The following is an 18,916-nucleotide window of genomic DNA, read 5'->3' on the forward strand; positions in this document are numbered from 1 at the left end:
TCCCCCAAGTGAACGGATTTTATTTAAACAGCGGTTCGGCTGGCTCGCGCAGCCATAGAGCGCGCGCAGCCGGCACCGAGACGTAGCGGCGATTTGTTTTGCCGATGACCACTGCCCGACCACCAGCAGCCAGGCATGCACCACGAGGGAGCAGGATCACGTCGCGCACGGTATGAAGCGAATACCGGAGCACAACGTTTCCATAGAACACACCGAGCAACCGCTTAATCTGCGGCTTCTGACGGCGCGACTTTCGATAAGCCCGCTCCTGTCTCGGCAGGATCACCGGGCGATTGAGATAGCTGATACGATGCGCCATCACGCGACAAATCCTCTAACCGCCACCACCTGCCGGTACATGGCCCGGCCGGTCCGAGGGTCAACGTAATTTGTGCGCGACGCCGCGCGGTGCGCGGCAACTTCACTCTCGCACATCCAGCCATGGCACTTTCCATCGTGGTAGATGATAAGCACGCCCCAGCGGCGGCCCGTGTAGGTCCGCACTTGCAGGCCATGCGCGCCATGCTGCAATAGAACCGTTTCATAGATACGGATCACGCCACCTCCATCGCCAACACGCCCGGCGATGGCCGCGTGATCGGATAGCCGCGACGGCGCAGACGCCGCGCCGCGTTCCGCACGCAGTCGCCAGCCCAGACCGGCCCGCCGTCAGGGTCATCGCCCCAGATCGCGTCGATCAGCCGCTCGGTTGTCTGCGGCCCCTCGCTGAGCGCAGCCAGCAGGCCTTTCTCGACATAGCCGGTCTTTGGATTTTTCCGGCGCGGCGCGTCAGTCATGGCCGCGCTCTTTCGCCCGATTGCGGATCAGGTCGTTCCAGTCCTGATAGCAGCCCGGCGGCTTGGCAACGCGCACCGCATAGCCGCGCGCGGCCAGCGCTTCCACCTGCGGCGGGAACTGCGCTGCTGCCGGGCTGTCCACTTCATCATTCTGGCCGGTAATCACCACCTGGCCGACGACGGCCGGCGGCGGCAGCAGCAGCTTGCCGAAATTGCCGACCGACATGGCCGAGGCGCTGCGCCAGGCCGGCTTGACCATCGCAACGCTCAGCGCGTCCTCGATACCCTCGGCCACTGCCAGCACGCCATCGGGTCGGGGGTCGAAGAAGCTCTTGCCATCGTTGCCACGCCACAGCGGGATATAACCGCCGGCCGTGGTGCCATAGAACAGCTTGTCGCCGCCGATCAGATCGCGGCGGCGGTCGCTGCCGTCGTCGCGCAGATAGGTGCGATGGCAGCCGAGTTGCTTCACCTTGCCATCGACCCAGCCCACCACGAGGCAGACCAGCGCCGGCAATCGCGTTTCGGTCGGGCCGTGATAGCAGGCCGGGTCGAATTTCAGCGCCGCCGGCAACGGCTGCAGCTTGTCGAAATCAATGCCACGCCCCGGATACGCGCCGGTCAGATAGCGCCAGGCAGGATCGCCGGGCGTGATGGCCTTGGCCTTGTTCCAGATCGCCACCGCGCGCTTGCGCGATTGCTCGGCCGCCTCGGCTGCCTCGGCCGCGCGCTTGCGCTGCGCCTCGGGGTCGGGCTTGGGCAGCGAGACAACGCCGTCAGCGTAGCCCAGGAATGTCAGCGCCCATTGCCATGCCTTTTTCCAGTCGCCGTCGCAGGCGGCCAGGCAGATCAGCTTGAGTGGACCGCCGGGAATGCCGCGCGCGTAGTGCTTCCAGACTCCGCGCTTGGGTCCGGGTCCGATATGAATACGGAGGTTGTCGCCGGGGCTGCCGTCGAAATCGTGAACCTCGTATTCGTTCTTGACGCGACGGCCGAGCGGAAAGAGCGTTTCGCAGAGCGTGTCGGCGCGATCCGCCAGCGCAGCGTTCACCTGTTCGATGGTCGGCCGCTCACTCATAGGCCGCGCTCCTCAGCAGCGGCATAGGCCTCGATGGCGGCAAGCGACAAGCGCTCAAGCCGCTCGACCTCAGTCAAAATCCAGCATGTCAGCGGGTCGCCCGTGAACTTCTGTTTCAGCGAGCTCGCATCCTCGTGCCGCAACAGCAAGGTCAGCGTGCGGCAGAGCGCAATCAGCACCATCGAAAAGCCGGCAGGGCACAGGTTGACCGATATCCCGACGACGCCGCCGCGCCGGCCGTGCTCGAAATCGAGCATCACCAGACCCGCCGGCATTTCGAAATGAGCCGTGGTTTCGAGCGGGCGCTTAGTCATGGTCGCCTCGCTGCCGCCGCTTCGCGATCAGGAAATCGGCGCTGCGTTCGAACAGCAGGCCGACATCGAACAGCGTGTGTTGCGTATCGAGGTGATGCGTGACGGTTTCGCCGCCCATGTCGCGATGCACCACCAGCCGCCAGCCGAGAGCGTCATCGCGCGTCAGCCAGCCGGTATAGCCCTGCTTGTGGAAATGGGCCGGGTTGCCTGGCGCTGCCATCGCCGTCACTCCCCCGAAAAAGTGGCCGGCGCGCTCTGCAACGCACCGGCCATAGTTTGGGAGGAGGAAACTCCGGCTTGCCCCCCGGTCGGGGTGAACTGCTGATAGAACAGGTCGAGGGATACTCCGATGGCCGAGACGATGGCTTGCTCACGAGCGCCGAGCGGCTTCCTGCCCGTGGTTTCCCATCCGCTCCAAGTCTGCTGGCCGACGCCGTTACGGGCCGCAGCGGCTTCCTGCGTTAACCCCTCGCGCGCCCGGTAATCCCTGAGTGCAGCCGCCCCAGCATTGGGCGGATTGGATGAGAGGGGCCGACCTGCCATGTATTTACCCTCGTCTGCGGTCAATATCTGGTGGTTAAGGAACTGTGACCCACCATATTTCGTGGCTTCCGAATACCCCTATTTGCTGTTATTTGTCAATCAATGCTTAACAGCTTGAACCAGAATAGCTTTTTGATTTCACCCCCGCGCGGGGTGAACCTAAAAGCCATGGAAAAAGCAGTTATCGCGGCCGAAACACCCCCCGCAGCCGACCTCATCGCAGGCGAAGAACGGCAGCAATTCCTCAGGCATTGGCGAAAGGCGCGAGGTATCACGCAGACCGACATCGCCCAGCGCGCCGGCACGTCGCAGCAGCACGTCGGCGCGATTGAGCGGGGAGAGCGGGGCCTAACCGCTCATATGGCGAAGCGCCTCGCCAAGGCCCTCGGAATTACCGTAATGCAGCTATATTTCGGCCCGGACGCGCCAAGCCACGACGAGCTGACGTTGCTGCACAAGCTGCGCCGACTGAACGACCTCGATCAAAGCATGGTGCTGACAATGGTGGCCCGCTTCGACCCCGCCAAAGGCGCGCCAGGCGTGCCACCAGACCTCACGGCTTTCGCGGCCGACGAAGGCATCGACATCGGCACTTTCGACCGAGAGCGTTGGGATGACCTGGACGCATTCGCCGAACGCGAGCTCGCAGAATACCCCGAAATCGGCGCAACCAGCCCCGAGCGGAGATCTACAACGGTTGCCTCGCTCTACCTGATCGACCTTGAGGACAGGAAGGCGGGGCGAGCACCCAACTACAGCCAGTTCCGCCTTGTGATCAAAGGCCAGGTTACTAGCCGTAGGGCACAAGGCCTGAGGCGACCACAAGCCTAAGCACTACCCGTAAAAGTATTTGTCTTGCGGCAATTTAACGATTGACTGCCCCTTGGGCGTGTGCGTTAAATTCCAATTACCCCCGATGGCGGTTATTCTTAGTCAACGGGGGGTGGCCTATCCCCAGGCCAGAGCCGCAGGCGTTCCCACACCTGCCATGCAACAACGATCACTTGTCGCATGCCCGTCGACGCGCGGTCCGCGCGCGGGCAGAATGGGGAGTTTTTGCTTTGAGTGCCACTAACACCCGGTTGTGGAAACGGCTGGTTTCTGCCGTCGACTCCCTGCTCGATACAGACGACGGAGAGCCACAATCTATTGATGCAATTCAAGAATGTTCGGTTGAAGCGGACGAGAACGCAGCTTTGCGTTGTCGTGTGGATGATGCTCAATTCTAAATTACTCCTATTTGGTATTGCTGATTACCCCTGTCCGTTGTATTCCTACTCGCGTTGGTTTGATGACGCGAGAGGGATACACCCATGTTGCAGGATGCCTACCTAGCCCGGAAATCCGCACGCCGTGCGGGCCGGACCAAGCCCGCCAAGCTGGGCAAGGCGGTCATTGCCGCCGCCGGCCACCACAAGCTAGCAGCCAACGCTGACCAGGCCGCGCGCGACGCCTTCATTCAGGGCGAGCGCGAGACCGGCGAGCAGCATCAGCGCCAGGCAGAGAAGCACCGCACCCGCGCCAGCGAGCTCGCGTGTGGTGAACGCGGCTACCGGCGCGATGTCGATTACGACGCATACGAAACCGGCATGGCGAGCCCGGCCTATCGGGGGCGCGCATGACCGACAGCCGCGCAATCATCATCAAGGCGGCAGCAGCCGCCGTGCAGCACGCCGTCGAACTGCTGCGGATCGAGGCCGATACCTCGGGCACCCCGATCAACCGCCGCTGCGAAACGGCTGAGGGTCAAGCCGTGCTGGATAGCATGGCGGCAATCAGCGACGAGCTCGATACCGCAGCGGCCGACCTGCTCGAACTTCTCACCAACCCGCCAGCGCCCGAAGGCGACGACGACAGCGAGGAAGATCGCTGCAGCAACCCCGGCGGCCACGAATGGCCCGCCGTGGAAGAGCACGAGCGCTGCCTTTGCATCCACTGCGGCGCGGACGGTGACGCATGAGCGAGCAGAACGCCGAGCTCGCGGGCAAGCACTATTGGCCGGCTGATCACTACAGCATCCCGGCCGATAACCTCTGCTGGCATTCCCCGTCGAAGGGCCAGCCCGATCCGCGCCGATGCATCAAGGCCACCGGCCATGATGGCCGGCACCAGTACGAAAAACACCCCGTCATCAAGGCGCACTCGCATAAGGCAGGCGCGAAATGACGCCGCCGCGCATCCTGATCGGCTGCGAACGCAGCGGCATCGTGCGCGACGCGTTTCTCGCGCGCGGCTTCGATGCATGGTCGTGCGATATCCTGCCGGCCGAGCGGCCGAGCAACCGGCATATCATCGCCGATATCCGCACCATCCTGCGCGACGGCTGGGACATGCTGGCCGTGATGCACCCGCCTTGCACGCGGCTATGCCTCAGCGGCCTGCGCTGGCTGCATGCGCCGCCCAAGGCGCGCACGCTGGCCGAAATGTGGCGCGACCTCGACGAAGGCGCGGCGCTGTTTTCGGATTGCTGGAACGCGCCTATCCAGCACGTCGCCATCGAGAACCCGAAGATGCATCGCCATGCCAAGGCGCGCATCCTGAACTATGCCGAGCCGGCGCAGATCGTGCAGCCGCATATGTGGGGCGACCCGGTATTCAAGGGCATCGGTCTTTGGTTGCGCGACCTGCCGGCGCTCGCCGCAAACGACCCGCTCGCGCCGCCAGCGCCAGGCACCGCCGACCATAAGGCATGGTCCACCATCCACCGCGCGACAGGCTGGCAGACGCAGGAACAGCGGCGCACCGAGCGCTCGCGGTTCTTCCCGGGCCTCGCCGCTGCCATGGCCGAGCAGTGGGGCGACTTCATTCTCGCCAACCAGAGGGCAGCAGCATGACCCCCGATAACGTGAGAAGCATTCTCGCGGCGGCCATCGTCGTCGCGGCGAGTGCCCCAAAGAAGAAGCGCCGGCAGAGCCATCAGGTTCTATTCAACATCCCGGTATCGGTAATCGTTCTGCTCGAAAAGGCGATCATCGACGCAGGCCTCGAAACCACGCTCGAAGCCGAGCGCGACCGGCTGCGGAAATGAGCATGGCGACAAATCTCCCGCCGCGCGATCCGCAGCGCGACAGCACCACACTTGCCGACGGCAGCAGCGCGGACCTGCTCTGCCGCATCCCTTTCCACGCGGCGCTAATCCGGACTCCGGCCGGCACGCGATGGGTCATGTCCGGCTGGGCAGGCATGACACCCGGCGAGCGCCGGGAATTTGAAGCACAGACTTTCCAACCCTGAGAGGAACCATGCAGACCCCCGCAATCCAGAAATCCCCCATCGACGCCGCAGTCGGCGCACGGCTCAAGGCCGCGCGCAAACTGGCGGGCCTCAGCCAATCCACGCTCGGCGGCAAAGTCGGCATCAGCTTCCAGCAGGTGCAGAAATACGAAAAGGGCTTCAACCGCATCGGCGCCAGCCGCATGCAGCAGTTCGCCGAAATCCTGAATGTCGCGCCGAGTTTCTTTTTCGGCGAGGGCGCGCACGCCGGCAGCGAATTGCCCATGCTGACCGCCGACGAGCTCAGCGTGATCCGCGACTATCGCGCAATCCCCGTCCGCATGCGGCCGCAGGTGCGCGGCCTGCTGTCCGCCATGGGCAGCAGCCAGGCGGTGCCGGCATGAGTAACCGCGACCGAAAGGAAGCCGTAGCCAAATTTCTGGCTGACCTGAAACACCCTCAGACACAAGGTTTCTTTGGAGCCGTGGTCAGCGGGAGCTACGAAAACGTAATGCTCGCTTATTCTCAGCAGGGCCTTAATGCCCTCGATTTACTGGGGGTAGCGCGCGCGGCATTAGAATGCGCGGAACAAGGGCTCGCGGCAGAAAATTCTCCGCTACCACTCCCCACAAAGGTTCTCGCGCATATCAGGGCCGTCATTCATCGGATTGACAACCCAAACGAGGGGCCGCTGCAAACTCTAACCAAAGGGAGCGGCACGATCCAATGAGCGACGCCAACCGCCATATCCGCCGCGCCCGCGAGGCGATCAAACGGAACCGCGAGGCCATGCCGGCGACCAACCCGGCCGCCTTCATCGAGCGCAAGCTGCCCGAGGGCAACGAGGTTGTCGACCTCAGCCAGGTCAAGCAGGGCGACATCATCCGCGAGGTCGAGCACGGCCAGCGCGGGCCTTGGCAGGAAGTGCAGACCGACGCCACGCGCAAGGCCAGCACCAGCCGGCCTGGCCGGTTCTATTGGGACGTACAGGTCAAGCCGTGGAAGGGCACCGCGGCCGAGGCCGGCACAGTGCCCGGCACCGGGGCCAGCACCGAGGGAGAGCAGCAGCATGACGCAGACTGAAACCACAATTGAGCGCATCGAGCGCGTCATCAAGACCGCCACCGGCCAGACTCCGAACGCAGCCTTGCGCGAGCTCGGCATGTCGGAGAACACTTTCCGCAACGCGAAGCTGAAAGGCGGCGAGCCGTCGAGCCAGCTTGTGCAGGCCTTCGCGGATCACCTTGGCGTCACGACCGATTATCTCTATGGCCGCGTGCCGGTCGGCATCGGCATACCGATCGTGCTCAAGCACGGTCAGTTGCGGCCGTCGCCGCTCAATCCGCGCAAGACCTTTGATATGCTCAGCATCGCGGAAATGGGCAGCAGCATGGCGGCGCGCGGCCAGTTGCAGGAAATCCTCGTGCGGCGCACCGCCGGCATGCGGTTTAGTTACGACATCATTGCCGGCGAACGGCGCTGGCGCGGGATCGGCCACGCCGGCAGCCGGGGCGACTGGAACCTCGACGCCCCCAATGTGCGCTGCCTGCTGCTGGACATCAGCGACCGCGACCACCTGCTCGCGTCGATGGTCGAGAACAAGCAACGCCAGGCGATGACTGACATGGACGAGGCCGAGGGCTTTGCCACTCTCAAGGCCATGGGCGTGTCGGCCGCAGAGCAGGCGCGGGAAACCGGCCTCAAGGAACGCTACATTCAGCAGCGCATCGCGGTCACAACGAAGCTGGCGAGCGAGGTCAAGGATGCCTTGCGCGAGGAACGCATCGACTTCACCAGGGCGCGGGCGCTCTGCGAACTGGACGACGAGGCAGCGCAGCGGCAGTTCCTCGCCAACATGGACCGTTACCCACGCAGCGAGGATTTAGAGCGTGCGGTGCGTGCCTTCATCGCCGCCAGCAAGGACGCGCCGGCCGCCAAGCCGGCACCGGATGCCGGCACGCTCTACCTCGCACTGTCGAGCGGAAAGGTCAGCCCGGCAGTGCAGGCCGCTGCTGAGAGCGTAGGCTTGCACCGCGCCACACCGACCCAGGAACTCGGCGATAAGACACCAGCCGGCCGGCCGCTCAGCGAGATTGTTCGCAGCCAGGCCGAGCAGGCAGCCGAGCGCCATCGGCGGACCTCGGCAGCGGTCAACGGGCTACCGAAGATCGGGCAGCTTGTAATTCAGTATAATCCGCCCGTGATCGGTGCGGGCCGTATCCAGATTAGGGCGGCGGCCCGGTTCTATCGCAGCTTAGGTCGCGACGACATCGCCAGCCGCTTCGATGATGCCGAGGCCAGCATTCACGACGCACTGGCCTATCTCAGTCAGGTCGAGGATGACGAGGCCGCCGAGCGCAAGCAGGCCAAGCAGAAATGACCGACCACGACGGCGGGGATATCGCAGCAGAGGACGCGGCGGGTCTGTTCGACCCGATACCGCGCCACAAGCTGCCGACCATTCCCGCCGCCGTGGGCGCGGCCATCCTCTTCGAAATCGTGATGCAACTCGGCTTGACCCAGATCCACAGCGACGACGACATGACCGCCTGGCTGCACGAGAACAAGCGCACCCTAAACGTGATCCGCGACCACCGCGCGGACCTGTGGCAGCGCATGGGCGCAGCGATTACCGCACGCCGTGCGGAATTCAAGGCGGCGCCGGAATGACAAGCCCGCTCGACATGACCTATTGGACTTGGCAACAGACCGCAGAACAGTTCGGCGGACGCTCGGCCCAATGGCTGCGGCGGCAGATCGCAACCAATCCGGATTTCATAGACTTCCCCAAAGCCGTGCTCGGGGGTAACTTCATCCGCGTTGCCGATTTCCTTGCATGGGATCGCAGGCAGAGCTGCGAGGCCGACATGCCGCGCGCTGGCAAGAGCGAACAGCAGGCGGTCGAGGATGAATTAATGCGGAGGGCGCAGCAGTGACCGACAAGAAAATCCGGCATCTGGTTTCGAAGCCGAACCGCGACGGCACGATGCGCCACTACTGGCAGCCGACCAAGGCGCTGCGCGATGCCGGCTTTCATCCGGTCAAGCTGGCCGGCACGCTCGGCGAGGTGATCGACCAGGCTGAGGTATGGAATGCCAAGGTCGACGATTTCTACAAGGGCACGACGCCGGCAGCGGCCGTGAAGCCGGACACCGTGAACTGGCTGATACAGCAATTCCAGCAGACTCCCGAGTTCAAGAAGCTGGGCGCGCGCACGCGTCAGGATCATATCTACTATTGGGGCATCATCGCGGCATGGTGCGGCGACATGCCCTACAAGCATCTGACACGGAAGGCTGTTAAATTCTGGCTGCGCGGCATCCAGAAAAAGAGCGAGGCCATGGCCTATCACTGCTACCTCAGCGGCAGCAGGCTCTACAAATTCGCCATGGGCGATTTCCTGCTCGACCTCAATCCGTTCGGCAAAATGGAAATCGCTGCACCAGCCGAGCGCGAGGTCGTGTGGTCGTGGGATGAAATCGAAATCTTCCGCGCGCAGGCGGTCAAGATGGGCCGGCGGTCGATTGCCCTGGCGCTGACCGTGGCCTACTGGCTGTCGCAGCGCGAGGGCGATGTCATCACCATCACCTGGACGAAATGGACCGGGCTACGTTTCGAGCTGACCCAGCGCAAGACCAAGACGCCGATTGCTGTAAAGGCGGTCGACGACCTGCGGCACTGGCTGGAAGAGACGCCGCGCGGCGACGCCCTGCAGATCGTGGTCAGCGAGACGACCGGCGCGGCCTATACGGCCGACAACTTCCGCAAGCTGGTCGCCGAAATCCGGGACGCCGCCGGCCTGCGGAAAGAGCTCCAGTTCAACGACGCCCGGCGCAGCGGCGCGACGACGCTGGGCGAGGCCGGATGCACCGAGGATGAAATCCGGGCCATCACCGGCCACAAGGACCGGAAGGTTCTTAACCGCTATGTGAAGGTCAACCCGGCCATGGCCGACAACGCCATGGGCAAGGTCGAGCGCCTGCACGAGCACAGGCTGCGCGCCAAGGCCGGCGGCGGCCAGTAACCACCCGAAACGCCCAAGGCGCTGTAGACCCGGTTTGCAGCCGAATGGCGGGCCATTCAGCCGGCAGGCTAGGCGGCCGATAGCGGCCCGCGACGCCATCGCCAGGCGCGTCCAACTTTGCGATAAAATGGTACGGAATTCAGGCCCGGAAAGTTGGACATGCCCTTGATTCCATTGGGCTTCCGACCGTTTACAAAACCGCTGCTCTACCGCTGAGCTAATCCGGCCCGGACAAGGCGTCCGGCGACTGTTTACGTGAGCCGTCGGCGGCGGGCAAGCCGATCCGGCGGCAGTGGCGGGAAAATCGCACTATTCCGTCCTCTTCACGGGGCTGGTCACAGCTCCGGGGCGGCAACGCGGCCGGCGATTTCGGCGGCGGCATCCTGCAAGCGGCCCAGATGCCGGGCCACCATCTCGGCCCGTGTGGTGGCGCCGGCGGCCCAGGCCAGGCTCAGGCAGGCCAGCACGCGCTTGCCCTGCAGCACCGGCACGGCGATGGCATCGGCCTGGCTGCGTTCGGCGATGCCCCAGCGGCCATAGCCGGCCTCGCGCACGGCATAGCCACGCGCGCGATCACGCGCCAGATCGGCCAGCACGGCAGACGGATTGCGGGCGGCATGGTCATACGGGTCACCGGAGCGGCTCAGCCGCGTGAGGATCGTGCGCCGCTCGGCAGCCGGGCTAAACGCGAGATAGGCGCGCCCCATGGCACTCATCAGCATATGGACCCGAAAGCCGATGCGATCGCGGTTCACCATGAAGGGGGTCTGGTGCCGGCTGCTTTCCAGAATCTCCATGGCGCCATCCTTGTAGACGCCGATATCCGACGGCCAGAGCATGTCGCGGCACAGCCGGTCCAGCACCGGGGCGGCCTGTTCGGCGATGGCGTCTTCCATGCCGAGATTCTGTCCGAAGAACCGCACGCTGGCACTGACACGATAACGGCCGTCTCTGGAGGAGCGGCGGGCAACGCCACCTTCCTCCAGTGTTTTCAGGATGCGCAGCAGGGTTGGCTTGGCCAGTCCGGTTTCGTCATGCAGCTCCTGCAGGCTGGCGCTGCGGTGATTGTGCAGCGCCTTGAACACATCCAGGCCGCGCGCCAGGGCGCGGATCGATTTTACGCTGGCCTGCATGGGCCCTCCCGGCCGCCAGTGTTACACCAGGTGAAACTTCGGTGAAAGACGGTTTTGCTGGCCGGGCGCGCGGTTCACTCTGTCGCCAACAGCCACGTCAGTTGGCCATACCGGGAGGAAAACAGCATGATCACCCGTCGATCCATGATGGCATACACGGCTGCTGCAGCAGCCACCGTATCGGTTTCAGGTCGCGCCATGGCCCAGATAGCGGCCCAGCCGATGCGGATCGTCTTCCCCTTCACGGCCGGCGGCTCGGGCGACGCCCTGGCACGGCTGCTGGCCGACCAGCTGCGCATTGGCCTTGACCAGCCGGTGATCGTCGACAATCGCACCGGTGCTGCCGGTCGCATCGGCGTGCAGGCGGTGAAAACGGCGGCGCCCGACGGCAAGACGCTGCTGCTGACGCCGATCGCACCGGTCGCCGTCTACCAGCATGTCTACAGCAACCTCGGCTATGATCCGATCAAGGACCTCGCGCCGGTCTCGCAGGTCAGCACCATGGACTTCGCGCTTGCGGTTGGCACCGCGTTGCCGGTGAAGTCGGTCAAGGAGCTGGTCGCCTGGTGCAAGGCCAATCCGGCGCAGGCCAATTACGGCACGCCCGGTGCCGGCACGCTGCCGCATTTCTTCATGGTACTGGTCGGCCAGGCGGCGGGCATCGAGCTGCAGCATGTCGGATACAAGGGCTCGGCCGGTGCAATCACCGACCTGGCCGGTGGCCAGCTGCCGATGGTGTTGAGCACCACGCCTGATTTGATGAGCCTGCACAAGGCCGGCAAAATTCGCGTGATCGCCACGTCGGGTACGGCACGGTCGCCCTTCCTGCCCGATGTGCCGACCTTCATCGAGAGCGGCTACAAGATCCAGGGCGACACCTGGTATGGCATGTTTGCGCCGGCCGGCACGCCGGCCGAGATGATCAAACGTTTCAGCGACATCCTCGTCGCCGCCCTGAAGACGCCGGAGCTGCGCGACAAACTCGCCAATCTCGGCCTGCAGCCCACCGGCACCAGCGCGGAGGAGCTGCGCGTGATCCTGCAACGCGATTCCGCCGCCTGGGCCCCGGCCGTGGCGGCATCGGGTTTCAAGCCAGAGAACTGATCGGCGCACCCGCCATTCTGTCCAGTATCACGCGTGGGAGATCATGGCTGCCGTTCGCAATATCCTGTTCATCATGGCCGACCAGTTGCGGGCCGATTACCTGTCCTGCACCGGTCATCCCACGCTGAAGACCCCGCATATCGACGGGCTGGCAAAAAAGGGCGTGCTGTTCGACCGGGCCTATTGCCAGGCGCCGGTCTGCGGGCCGTCGCGCATGTCATTCTACACGGGCCGTTACATGACCAGTCATGGCGCGACCTACAACAACGTGCCGCTGCGGGCCACGGAACTGACGCTGGGCGACTATCTGCGGCCGCTGGGTCATCGGGTGGCGCTGGTCGGCAAGACCCATATGAAAAGTGACGACGAGGGGATGAAGCGCCTCGGCATCGATCCGAAGTCCTCGCTGGGCGTGTTGATTTCTGAATGCGGCTTCGAGCCGTTCGAGCGCGACGACGGCCTGCATCCGAACCAGTCGCTCGATCCGGATCTGGCCTATAACACCTGGCTGCGCAGCCGGGGCTATGTCTCGGACAATCCATGGCATGATTTCGCCAATGCCGCCGAAGGGCCGGATGGCGAAATCCTCAGCGGCTGGTACATGCGCAATTCCAACCTGCCGGCGCGCATCCGCGAAGAGGATTCCGAAACGCCCTATATGACCGACCGGGCGATGGATTTCATCCGCGAGTCCGGCGACAGGCCCTGGTGCCTGCATCTCAGCTACATCAAGCCGCACTGGCCCTATATCGCGCCGGCGCCGTATCACAACATGTACGGCATCGACCAGATCCTGCCGGCGCACCGGCGCGCGGCCGAGCGGCAGAATCCGCATCCGGTGGTTGATGCCTTCATGCAGCATGAGGAGTCGGTGAATTTCAGCCGCGACGGCGCACGTGAAACCGTGATCCCGGCCTATATGGGACTGGTGAAGCAGCTCGACGACCATCTCGGCCGCCTGTTCGCCTTCCTCGAATCCTCCGGCCGCATGCAGGATACGCTGATCGTGCTGACCAGCGACCACGGTGACTATCTTGGCGATCACTGGCTCGGCGAGAAGGAACTGTTCCACGAGGAAAGCGTGCGCATCCCGATGATCGTCTATCATCCCGATGCTGCCGCCGATGTAACGCGGGGCAGGGTGGACCATGCCTTCGTCGAGGCCATCGACCTGATCCCGACTTTTCTGGCAGCAGCCGGCGGTGTGCCGCAGCCGCACCGCCTGGAAGGGCTTTCGCTGCTGCCGCGTCTGTTCGGCGAGAGCGCGGCGCCCTGGCGCGATGCCGCTTTCAGCGAATGCGATTATGCCTTCCGGCCGGCGCGCCAGATCCTGAAACTGCCGCCCGACCGCGCGCGGGCCTACATGGTGCGCACAGATCGCTGGAAATACATCGCCTATGACGGTTTCCGGCCGCAGCTGTTCGATCTGCAGGATGATCCCGGCGAATACACCGATCTGGGCGAGAGCCCGGCCCATGCGGCCACCCGCGCAGAGCTGGCCGCCCGGCTGTTCGACTGGCTGCGCCAGCGCCGTATCCGCACCACGCTGTCGGATGCCGAGGTGGAAAAGCGCACCGGCACGGCCAAGGCGCGCGGCATCCTGTTCGGCGTCTGGTAAACCGCCCCTGAAATGACGCTGGCTCGGGAAACGGCGGTTTCCAGGCTGCAGAAGGCACTTGATAATCACTCGCAAGTTAGCTAAAACTGTCTCTGCGAATGATTTGCAGGACGAGTTCAGACTTGCTGGATGGGGTGCCGCGTGTCGATGCGTGAGTTTGCCGGGGCCGAAAGTCGAAACGAGCAGAGCCCGCCGGGCCATTGGCCGACCAGCGTGCAGGAGCTGAACGAGGGCGAGCGGCTGGTGCTCTGGGCCTTCCGCCGCTGGGTCTCGGGCCGCGAGCATCTGCCGCTGCTGGCCCGTGAATTCGACCGCCAGTTCCGCCGCAGCGAAGCGCGGCCGGCCCTGGTGGCGCTGGATGCCGCCCTCAGCGACCTGACCCGCCATGCCCGCCGCACCATCGTCTATCACCAGCCCTGCTGCGCCTGCCTCGGCGCCGACGAGGTCTGCATGCTCTCCATTATTGCGGCGCTGCAGAATGGCGCGCCGGCCGCTGCACGCGCGATGGCGCAGTGGCTGGTGCGGGCCGCCGGCGTCAACGATTTTGTCGCCGGGCTCGATGTGTTTGCCGAATGTCTGACCGGCAGCGGCCATGACCTGCCGTATCGCACGCGGCCTCGCCACGGTGTGCGCAGCCCGCTGCTGCAGCCCGTTGCCACCATGCGCATGCACTGAAGGCGAGGGCGACCATGTATATCTGTCTCTGCCACGGCTTCACCGATCGCGATGTGCGAAGTGCCATCAGCCATGGGTGCAAGTCGGTTGCCGCCGTCTATCGTCATCTTGCCGACCGCCCGCAATGCGGCAAATGCGTACCGGACGTGCGCTGCATGCTGCACGAACACCGCGAGGCGCAGCATGGCGGCGGTATGCTGATTCCGGCCGGCGCGATGGCCGAAATGGAAGGCGCCGACTGATGAATGGCAGCCCGCTGGAGCTTGCGCTGTTTGTGGCAGCCAGCCTCGGTGTCGTGCTCTCCATGGGGGCCGTTTTGCGCATCATCCGCAGTCGCGCGGCAATTGAGAGGAAGTTGCAGAGAAACTGAATTAAATCGCGGTTTTCTTTGCGAGTAACTCGTAATTTCACGCATTTTTCTTGAGCCTCTGAACGCCGCGGCGTAAGCCTCGTGCCGGGCCGCGCACTCGTTAGCGAGTCGCGCTTTTCGGCATGAGGAGTGTCCCATGAAGGGCGACAAGAAGGTTATCCAGCATCTCAACGGCGTGCTGAAGAACGAGCTGACTGCGATCAACCAGTATTTCCTGCATGCCCGCATGTGGAAGAGCTGGGGCTTCGAGCGGCTCGGTCATCACGAGTACAAAGAGTCGATCGAGGAGATGAAGCACGCCGACAAGATCATCGAGCGCGTGCTGCTGCTGGAAGGCATTCCCAACCTGCAGGATCTCGGCAAGCTCAAGATCGGCGAGACCGTGCCGGAAGGCCTGTCGGCCAACCTGGATCTCGAGCGCAAGGGCCGTGGCGACCTGATTGCCGCGATCAGCCATTGCGAGAGCGTGCAGGACTATGTCACCCGCGAGATGCTCACCAGCATCCTCGACGATACCGAAGAGCATATCGACCACCTGGAAACCCAGCTCGATCTGATCGGCAAGGTCGGCCTGCAGAATTACCTGCAGTCGCAGATGGGCGACGGTTCGTCGTCGTAAGCCGGGATTACGCCGCCGGGTCCGGCGGCTGAATCTTCAGATCGAACAGCAGCAGGTCGCGCAGCGCGTCGGCCTTCTCCAGCGGCTCGACGCCGTGGAAGCTGCGCGGCGACTGCGGGAAGGCGATCATGCTGTTCGGCTTGTAGGGCATGGTCGCGACCAGGTCGAACAGCTCGAAGGCATGATGCCGTCCGGTCTGGCAGACAAAGCGGCGATCCTTCGGAACATATACGGACGTGCCCAGGTCGATCATCGCCTCGTCGGGCGGCAGGTAAAACAGCACGGACACCACCTTGCGCGGCGTATCCGTGTGCGGGCCGAGCGAGTAGGTGGTGCGGTCCCGCATCAGGAAGATTTCGTTCAGCAGCGGGATTTCATTCACCGGTCGGTCGCCGCTCAGCGCTTTCGGCAGGGTCTTGAACTTCTCGTTGATGGTCGGGCCGAAGACCGACAGCCAGATCTGGCCGAACTCGGCATTGCCGAAGGTTTCGAACACCGATTTCCAGAACTGCTTTTTTGCGGTGTCGGCGACATTCTGCTCCAGCTCTTCGGGGAACAGGCTGAAGCGCGCGCCGCTGTAGCCTTTTCCCACCCGCCCGCTGTCGACCAGGCGGCTATAGGCCTCATCCTCGATCATGTTGCGGCGGATCTCGGCATAGAAATCGGCCGGAAACACGTTTTCGACATAGAGATGCGGGAAGGGGAAGCGCCGTACCGGTGCATTCAGCACCTGATACATCACATGCAGCTTAGCGGCGGAAAACATACTCGGCGACCCCTTTGAAATACCCTTCCTTGCGTTCGGCCTCGGCCACCTGCTTCGCATCGTGGCGGAAGCCCATGCCATTCAGATATTCGATGATCCAGCGGTGCTCGGGCAGCGCTGGATTGATCTCGATCAGCAGCGAGGCGACTTCAGGTTTCTGCAGTGTATCTGCCGCGCCCTTGATCACCTTGTGCTCGAAGCCATCCACATCGATCTTGATGTATTGCGGCACCGGCATCACACCGGTCTGCACCAGCTTGTCGATGGTGGTGGCGTAGCAGCCCTGCACGAAAGCTGGTTTGCGCTCTTTCAGATAGGGATCGAGCGCTTCGCCGAAGGAATGGCAGGAACCGCCGGTGAGGAACTGGCTGAGATGGATGCGGTCGAAGGCTTCGATATCCGACAGGGCGGCGCACCAGGCCACGGCCAGCGTGCCAAGGCGGTTGGCCTGGATGTTGCGCTGGAGCAGGGCGTAATTCTGCGCCTCGGGCTCGAAGGCGAAGACGCGTGCCTGACGGATCACGCCGGCATAGACGACATACATGCCGACATTGGCGCCGACATCGAGATAAACCGCGCCGGTCGGAATGCTGTCGAGCCAGCCGATCGTGCTGGGCTCCTTGGTGAACAGCGTTTCGGCGCGCATCAGGCACATCGAATTGGGAATCAGGTAGACCAGCTTGCGCCCCTGATGCTCCAGTGCGGCAAAGGGGTTGAGCTTTTCATACTCCTGGATATTCATCGCTTCCCCTGCTGCAGCGGCTTATATGCGGCTATGATTTATTTTGGTCAGCCGCGCGCGCATTCGTAAAGCGCCACGGCGGCGGCGGCCGACACGTTCAGGCTTTCCACCGCGCCGGTCATCGGCAGCTTGGCGAGAAAATCGCATTTCTCGCGCGTCAGCCGGCGCAGGCCTTCGTCTTCCGCACCCAGCACCAGCGCGACACGTTTGATGTCGCTGACCGCCTCGGCCAGACTCTTCTCGGTTTCCATTTCCAGGCCGACACGCCAGAAGCCGTATTCGGCCAGCAGGTCGAGGGCGCGCGACAGATTGGTCACGCGGATCAGCGGCACCACCTCCAGCCCGCCGCTGGCGGCCTTGGCCAGCGCACCGGTGGCTTCCGGCGCGTGGCGGTCGGTCACGATCACGGCGCGGGCGCCGAAGGCGGCGGCCGAACGCAGGATGGCGCCGACATTGCGCGGGTCGGTGACATGATCCAGCAGCAGTACGACTTCGCGGCCGTTGCTGTGAACGCTGTCTTCTTCGAGCGGTTCCTTCAGCCATTCCACGCCGGGATCATCGAGCGGGTCGGTCAGCATGGCGATGCCCTGATGCACTGCGCCGGGCGGCAGCAGGCTGTCGAGCTTGGCCTTGTCGACCGTCTCGGGCTGGGCGCTGAGCCGGGGCAGGCGGCCTTCCAGCGCCTCGCGGGCCTCGCGGGTCAGCAGGATGCGCCGGATCAGGCGCTCCTCATTCTCCAGCGCGGCCAGCACGGCATGGCTGCCATAGAGCCAGACCGGCAGGTCGCCGCGGTATTCGCGGTTGCGCGGGGCAAACTTGTCGCCGCCATGGGGGCGACCGCCGCCATGACGCTCCGGGCGGTCGCGTTCCTGGCCGTATTCGGCCTCCCGTGCGGGGCGCTCGGGGCGACCTTCAAACCGGCGCGGGGCGAAATCGCCCTTCCGGTCGTCCCGGCCCGCATCCCGGCGGGGGCGGTCATCACGGCGGTCGTCACGCCGGTCGTCTCTGGGGGCATGGGGGCGTTTGCCCGCCGGCTTGCCGGCCGGGCGGCCGGTCCGGCCTTCCGAAGCGCTTTCCGGGCGGCTTTCCCGGGTCGGTTTGCCCTGGGCCCCATAGGGACGGGGCTTGCCGCCGCCCTGATTCGGGCGTTGGGGGTCACGGGGGCCTTTGGAACCGCCCTTGGCGGCGGGGCGGGCGGGGTGGCGGGCATCTGGCTTGCGTCTGGTCATGGCGCTCCTTATAGTGCCGCGCGGTAAAGGCAACAACATTGCCGCCCACCTCAAAAGTTCGAGGTCTGGGGGGCGATGGTGGTGCTTTTGTCGCGTTTATCCATTGACATGCGGATATCCCTTCGGTAGTCGGGGGGCCCGGTTGGAGGGGTGCCCGAGTGGCTAAAGGGGACGGACTGTAAATCCGTTGGCGTACGCCTACGCTGGTTCGAATCCAGCCCCCTCCACCATTCTCCGCGCTGGCCAGGAAACGTCTTTGACGTCAAAGGGTTAGTAAGAGGTCTTGAGGAGTAACGCGAAGCGGCGGGTGTAGCTCAGTGGTAGAGCCCCAGCCTTCCAAGCTGGTTGCGAGGGTTCGATTCCCTTCACCCGCTCCAGCTTGTTGGGCGGACGCGCAGTGAGTAATGCGAGGTCCGCCTGCGGCAAACGGTCACGCGAACGGCGCTGGGAAGCGCGGCGCAGGGCCGGATGCCACCGTCAACCCACCCGGGGTCCCGCAAGGGGCTCCGGCCAGAAACTGGTCGGAAAACAGGAATAGAGCGATGGCCAAGGCAAAGTTTGAACGTAACAAGCCGCACTGCAACATTGGTACGATCGGCCACGTCGATCATGGCAAGACGTCTCTGACGGCAGCGATCACGAAGGTGCTGGCGGAGAGCGGCGGCGCGTCGTTCACGGCGTATGACCAGAT

The 18,916-nt window shown here is 64.1% G+C and carries 30 protein-coding genes and 2 tRNA genes; 22 read left to right on the forward strand and 10 right to left on the reverse strand.

What is annotated here, in order from left to right:
* Positions 1-19: 19 nt before the first annotated feature.
* The 6 genes from AAG821_RS14155 to AAG821_RS14180 are packed head-to-tail and all read right to left on the reverse strand — an operon-like array spanning position 20 to position 2,409.
* On the reverse strand, positions 20-319 hold the full coding sequence (locus AAG821_RS14155) for a hypothetical protein (RefSeq protein ID WP_341914568.1): 300 nt from the start codon (positions 317-319) through the stop codon (positions 20-22).
* Entirely contained in the window at positions 319-558 is a 240-nt protein-coding gene (locus tag AAG821_RS14160) for a hypothetical protein (RefSeq protein ID WP_341916319.1), read from the reverse strand. The genes AAG821_RS14155 and AAG821_RS14160 overlap by 1 nt, the downstream gene beginning before the upstream one ends.
* Positions 555-797 (reverse strand): hypothetical protein, encoded by a 243-nt coding sequence (locus AAG821_RS14165; protein ID WP_341914570.1) that lies wholly within the window; start codon positions 795-797, stop codon positions 555-557. Before AAG821_RS14165 ends, AAG821_RS14160 begins: the two co-directional genes overlap by 4 nt.
* Positions 790-1,875, reverse strand: a complete 1,086-nt coding sequence (locus tag AAG821_RS14170) for a toprim domain-containing protein (protein ID WP_341914572.1) — start codon at positions 1,873-1,875, stop codon at positions 790-792. The genes AAG821_RS14165 and AAG821_RS14170 overlap by 8 nt, the downstream gene beginning before the upstream one ends.
* The gene (locus AAG821_RS14175; protein WP_341914574.1) at positions 1,872-2,189 is read right to left on the reverse strand and encodes a hypothetical protein; all 318 of its coding nucleotides are present in this window, start codon (positions 2,187-2,189) and stop codon (positions 1,872-1,874) included. Before AAG821_RS14175 ends, AAG821_RS14170 begins: the two co-directional genes overlap by 4 nt.
* A complete protein-coding gene (locus tag AAG821_RS14180; RefSeq protein ID WP_341914576.1) occupies positions 2,182-2,409 on the reverse strand; it encodes a hypothetical protein in 228 nt (75 codons plus the stop codon). The genes AAG821_RS14175 and AAG821_RS14180 overlap by 8 nt, the downstream gene beginning before the upstream one ends.
* Before the next feature lie 437 nt (positions 2,410-2,846).
* Between AAG821_RS14180 and AAG821_RS14185 the strand changes: the two genes are divergently transcribed.
* The 14 genes from AAG821_RS14185 (at position 2,847) to AAG821_RS14250 (ending at position 9,969) form a co-directional block, all read left to right on the forward strand.
* On the forward strand, positions 2,847-3,563 hold the full coding sequence (locus tag AAG821_RS14185; RefSeq protein ID WP_341914578.1) for a helix-turn-helix transcriptional regulator: 717 nt from the start codon (positions 2,847-2,849) through the stop codon (positions 3,561-3,563).
* Positions 3,564-4,045: 482 nt separating this feature from the next.
* Positions 4,046-4,354 carry a hypothetical protein gene (locus tag AAG821_RS14190; protein ID WP_341914580.1) on the forward strand — a complete coding sequence of 103 codons (309 nt, stop codon included), beginning with the start codon at positions 4,046-4,048 and terminating at the stop codon, positions 4,352-4,354.
* Positions 4,351-4,692, forward strand: a complete 342-nt coding sequence (locus AAG821_RS14195; protein WP_341914582.1) for a hypothetical protein — start codon at positions 4,351-4,353, stop codon at positions 4,690-4,692. Before AAG821_RS14190 ends, AAG821_RS14195 begins: the two co-directional genes overlap by 4 nt.
* Positions 4,689-4,898, forward strand: coding sequence for a hypothetical protein (locus tag AAG821_RS14200; protein WP_341914584.1), 210 nt, complete (start codon positions 4,689-4,691; stop codon positions 4,896-4,898). Before AAG821_RS14195 ends, AAG821_RS14200 begins: the two co-directional genes overlap by 4 nt.
* Positions 4,895-5,566, forward strand: coding sequence for a hypothetical protein (locus tag AAG821_RS14205; RefSeq protein WP_341914586.1), 672 nt, complete (start codon positions 4,895-4,897; stop codon positions 5,564-5,566). The genes AAG821_RS14200 and AAG821_RS14205 overlap by 4 nt, the downstream gene beginning before the upstream one ends.
* On the forward strand, positions 5,563-5,760 hold the full coding sequence (locus tag AAG821_RS14210) for a hypothetical protein (RefSeq protein WP_341914588.1): 198 nt from the start codon (positions 5,563-5,565) through the stop codon (positions 5,758-5,760). Before AAG821_RS14205 ends, AAG821_RS14210 begins: the two co-directional genes overlap by 4 nt.
* Before the next feature lie 2 nt (positions 5,761-5,762).
* Positions 5,763-5,966 (forward strand): hypothetical protein, encoded by a 204-nt coding sequence (locus tag AAG821_RS14215; protein ID WP_341914589.1) that lies wholly within the window; start codon positions 5,763-5,765, stop codon positions 5,964-5,966.
* Positions 5,967-5,974: 8 nt separating this feature from the next.
* Positions 5,975-6,349: a helix-turn-helix domain-containing protein gene (locus AAG821_RS14220; RefSeq protein ID WP_341914591.1), complete on the forward strand. Its 375-nt coding sequence runs from the start codon at positions 5,975-5,977 to the stop codon at positions 6,347-6,349.
* Positions 6,346-6,675 (forward strand): hypothetical protein, encoded by a 330-nt coding sequence (locus tag AAG821_RS14225; protein WP_341914593.1) that lies wholly within the window; start codon positions 6,346-6,348, stop codon positions 6,673-6,675. Before AAG821_RS14220 ends, AAG821_RS14225 begins: the two co-directional genes overlap by 4 nt.
* Positions 6,672-7,028, forward strand: a complete 357-nt coding sequence (locus AAG821_RS14230; RefSeq protein ID WP_341914595.1) for a hypothetical protein — start codon at positions 6,672-6,674, stop codon at positions 7,026-7,028. The genes AAG821_RS14225 and AAG821_RS14230 overlap by 4 nt, the downstream gene beginning before the upstream one ends.
* Positions 7,015-8,325: a ParB/RepB/Spo0J family partition protein gene (locus AAG821_RS14235; protein ID WP_341914596.1), complete on the forward strand. Its 1,311-nt coding sequence runs from the start codon at positions 7,015-7,017 to the stop codon at positions 8,323-8,325. Before AAG821_RS14230 ends, AAG821_RS14235 begins: the two co-directional genes overlap by 14 nt.
* Complete coding sequence (locus AAG821_RS14240) at positions 8,322-8,615, forward strand: hypothetical protein (RefSeq protein WP_341914598.1); 294 nt, start codon at positions 8,322-8,324, stop codon at positions 8,613-8,615. The genes AAG821_RS14235 and AAG821_RS14240 overlap by 4 nt, the downstream gene beginning before the upstream one ends.
* Positions 8,612-8,881 (forward strand): hypothetical protein, encoded by a 270-nt coding sequence (locus tag AAG821_RS14245; RefSeq protein WP_341914600.1) that lies wholly within the window; start codon positions 8,612-8,614, stop codon positions 8,879-8,881. The genes AAG821_RS14240 and AAG821_RS14245 overlap by 4 nt, the downstream gene beginning before the upstream one ends.
* Positions 8,878-9,969, forward strand: a complete 1,092-nt coding sequence (locus AAG821_RS14250) for a tyrosine-type recombinase/integrase (RefSeq protein WP_341914602.1) — start codon at positions 8,878-8,880, stop codon at positions 9,967-9,969. The genes AAG821_RS14245 and AAG821_RS14250 overlap by 4 nt, the downstream gene beginning before the upstream one ends.
* Positions 9,970-10,304: 335 nt before the next feature.
* Here the strand turns inward: AAG821_RS14250 and AAG821_RS14255 are convergent, their stop codons facing one another.
* Complete coding sequence (locus tag AAG821_RS14255; RefSeq protein ID WP_341914604.1) at positions 10,305-11,102, reverse strand: helix-turn-helix domain-containing protein; 798 nt, start codon at positions 11,100-11,102, stop codon at positions 10,305-10,307.
* 126 nt (positions 11,103-11,228) lie between these two features.
* Between AAG821_RS14255 and AAG821_RS14260 the strand changes: the two genes are divergently transcribed.
* The 5 genes from AAG821_RS14260 to bfr all read left to right on the forward strand — a co-directional run bounded on the left by AAG821_RS14260 (position 11,229) and on the right by bfr (position 15,488).
* Complete coding sequence (locus tag AAG821_RS14260) at positions 11,229-12,206, forward strand: Bug family tripartite tricarboxylate transporter substrate binding protein (RefSeq protein WP_341914606.1); 978 nt, start codon at positions 11,229-11,231, stop codon at positions 12,204-12,206.
* 43 nt (positions 12,207-12,249) lie between these two features.
* On the forward strand, positions 12,250-13,824 hold the full coding sequence (locus tag AAG821_RS14265) for an alkaline phosphatase family protein (RefSeq protein ID WP_341914608.1): 1,575 nt from the start codon (positions 12,250-12,252) through the stop codon (positions 13,822-13,824).
* Positions 13,825-13,965: 141 nt separating this feature from the next.
* Positions 13,966-14,499 carry a hypothetical protein gene (locus tag AAG821_RS14270; protein WP_341914610.1) on the forward strand — a complete coding sequence of 178 codons (534 nt, stop codon included), beginning with the start codon at positions 13,966-13,968 and terminating at the stop codon, positions 14,497-14,499.
* A gap of 14 nt (positions 14,500-14,513) precedes the next feature.
* Complete coding sequence (locus AAG821_RS14275; RefSeq protein ID WP_341914612.1) at positions 14,514-14,741, forward strand: (2Fe-2S)-binding protein; 228 nt, start codon at positions 14,514-14,516, stop codon at positions 14,739-14,741.
* Between the two features lie 264 nt (positions 14,742-15,005).
* The gene (gene bfr, locus AAG821_RS14280) at positions 15,006-15,488 is read left to right on the forward strand and encodes a bacterioferritin (RefSeq protein ID WP_341914614.1); all 483 of its coding nucleotides are present in this window, start codon (positions 15,006-15,008) and stop codon (positions 15,486-15,488) included.
* Positions 15,489-15,495: 7 nt separating this feature from the next.
* Here the strand turns inward: bfr and AAG821_RS14285 are convergent, their stop codons facing one another.
* Genes AAG821_RS14285 through rlmB form a run of 3 tightly spaced genes read right to left on the reverse strand, consistent with a single transcriptional unit; the run spans position 15,496 to position 18,225 of the window.
* Positions 15,496-16,254, reverse strand: a complete 759-nt coding sequence (locus AAG821_RS14285) for a 2OG-Fe(II) oxygenase (RefSeq protein ID WP_341914615.1) — start codon at positions 16,252-16,254, stop codon at positions 15,496-15,498.
* Positions 16,238-16,996: an FkbM family methyltransferase gene (locus AAG821_RS14290; protein WP_341914618.1), complete on the reverse strand. Its 759-nt coding sequence runs from the start codon at positions 16,994-16,996 to the stop codon at positions 16,238-16,240. The genes AAG821_RS14285 and AAG821_RS14290 overlap by 17 nt, the downstream gene beginning before the upstream one ends.
* A 47-nt stretch (positions 16,997-17,043) precedes the next feature.
* Positions 17,044-18,225 (reverse strand): 23S rRNA (guanosine(2251)-2'-O)-methyltransferase RlmB, encoded by a 1,182-nt coding sequence (gene rlmB / locus AAG821_RS14295; RefSeq protein ID WP_341914620.1) that lies wholly within the window; start codon positions 18,223-18,225, stop codon positions 17,044-17,046.
* A gap of 144 nt (positions 18,226-18,369) precedes the next feature.
* Here rlmB and AAG821_RS14300 point away from each other — a divergent pair.
* The 3 genes from AAG821_RS14300 to AAG821_RS14310 form a co-directional block, all read left to right on the forward strand.
* Positions 18,370-18,455: transfer RNA gene (locus AAG821_RS14300), tRNA-Tyr, on the forward strand.
* 73 nt (positions 18,456-18,528) lie between these two features.
* Positions 18,529-18,602: transfer RNA gene (locus tag AAG821_RS14305), tRNA-Gly, on the forward strand.
* Between the two features lie 165 nt (positions 18,603-18,767).
* The coding region (locus AAG821_RS14310) for a GTP-binding protein (protein WP_341914314.1) at positions 18,768-18,916 on the forward strand (149 nt) is incomplete at its 3' end.

Origin of the sequence: Ferrovibrio terrae (assembly GCF_943372915.1) — a bacterium.
Lineage (GTDB): Bacteria > Pseudomonadota > Alphaproteobacteria > Ferrovibrionales > Ferrovibrionaceae > Ferrovibrio > Ferrovibrio terrae_A.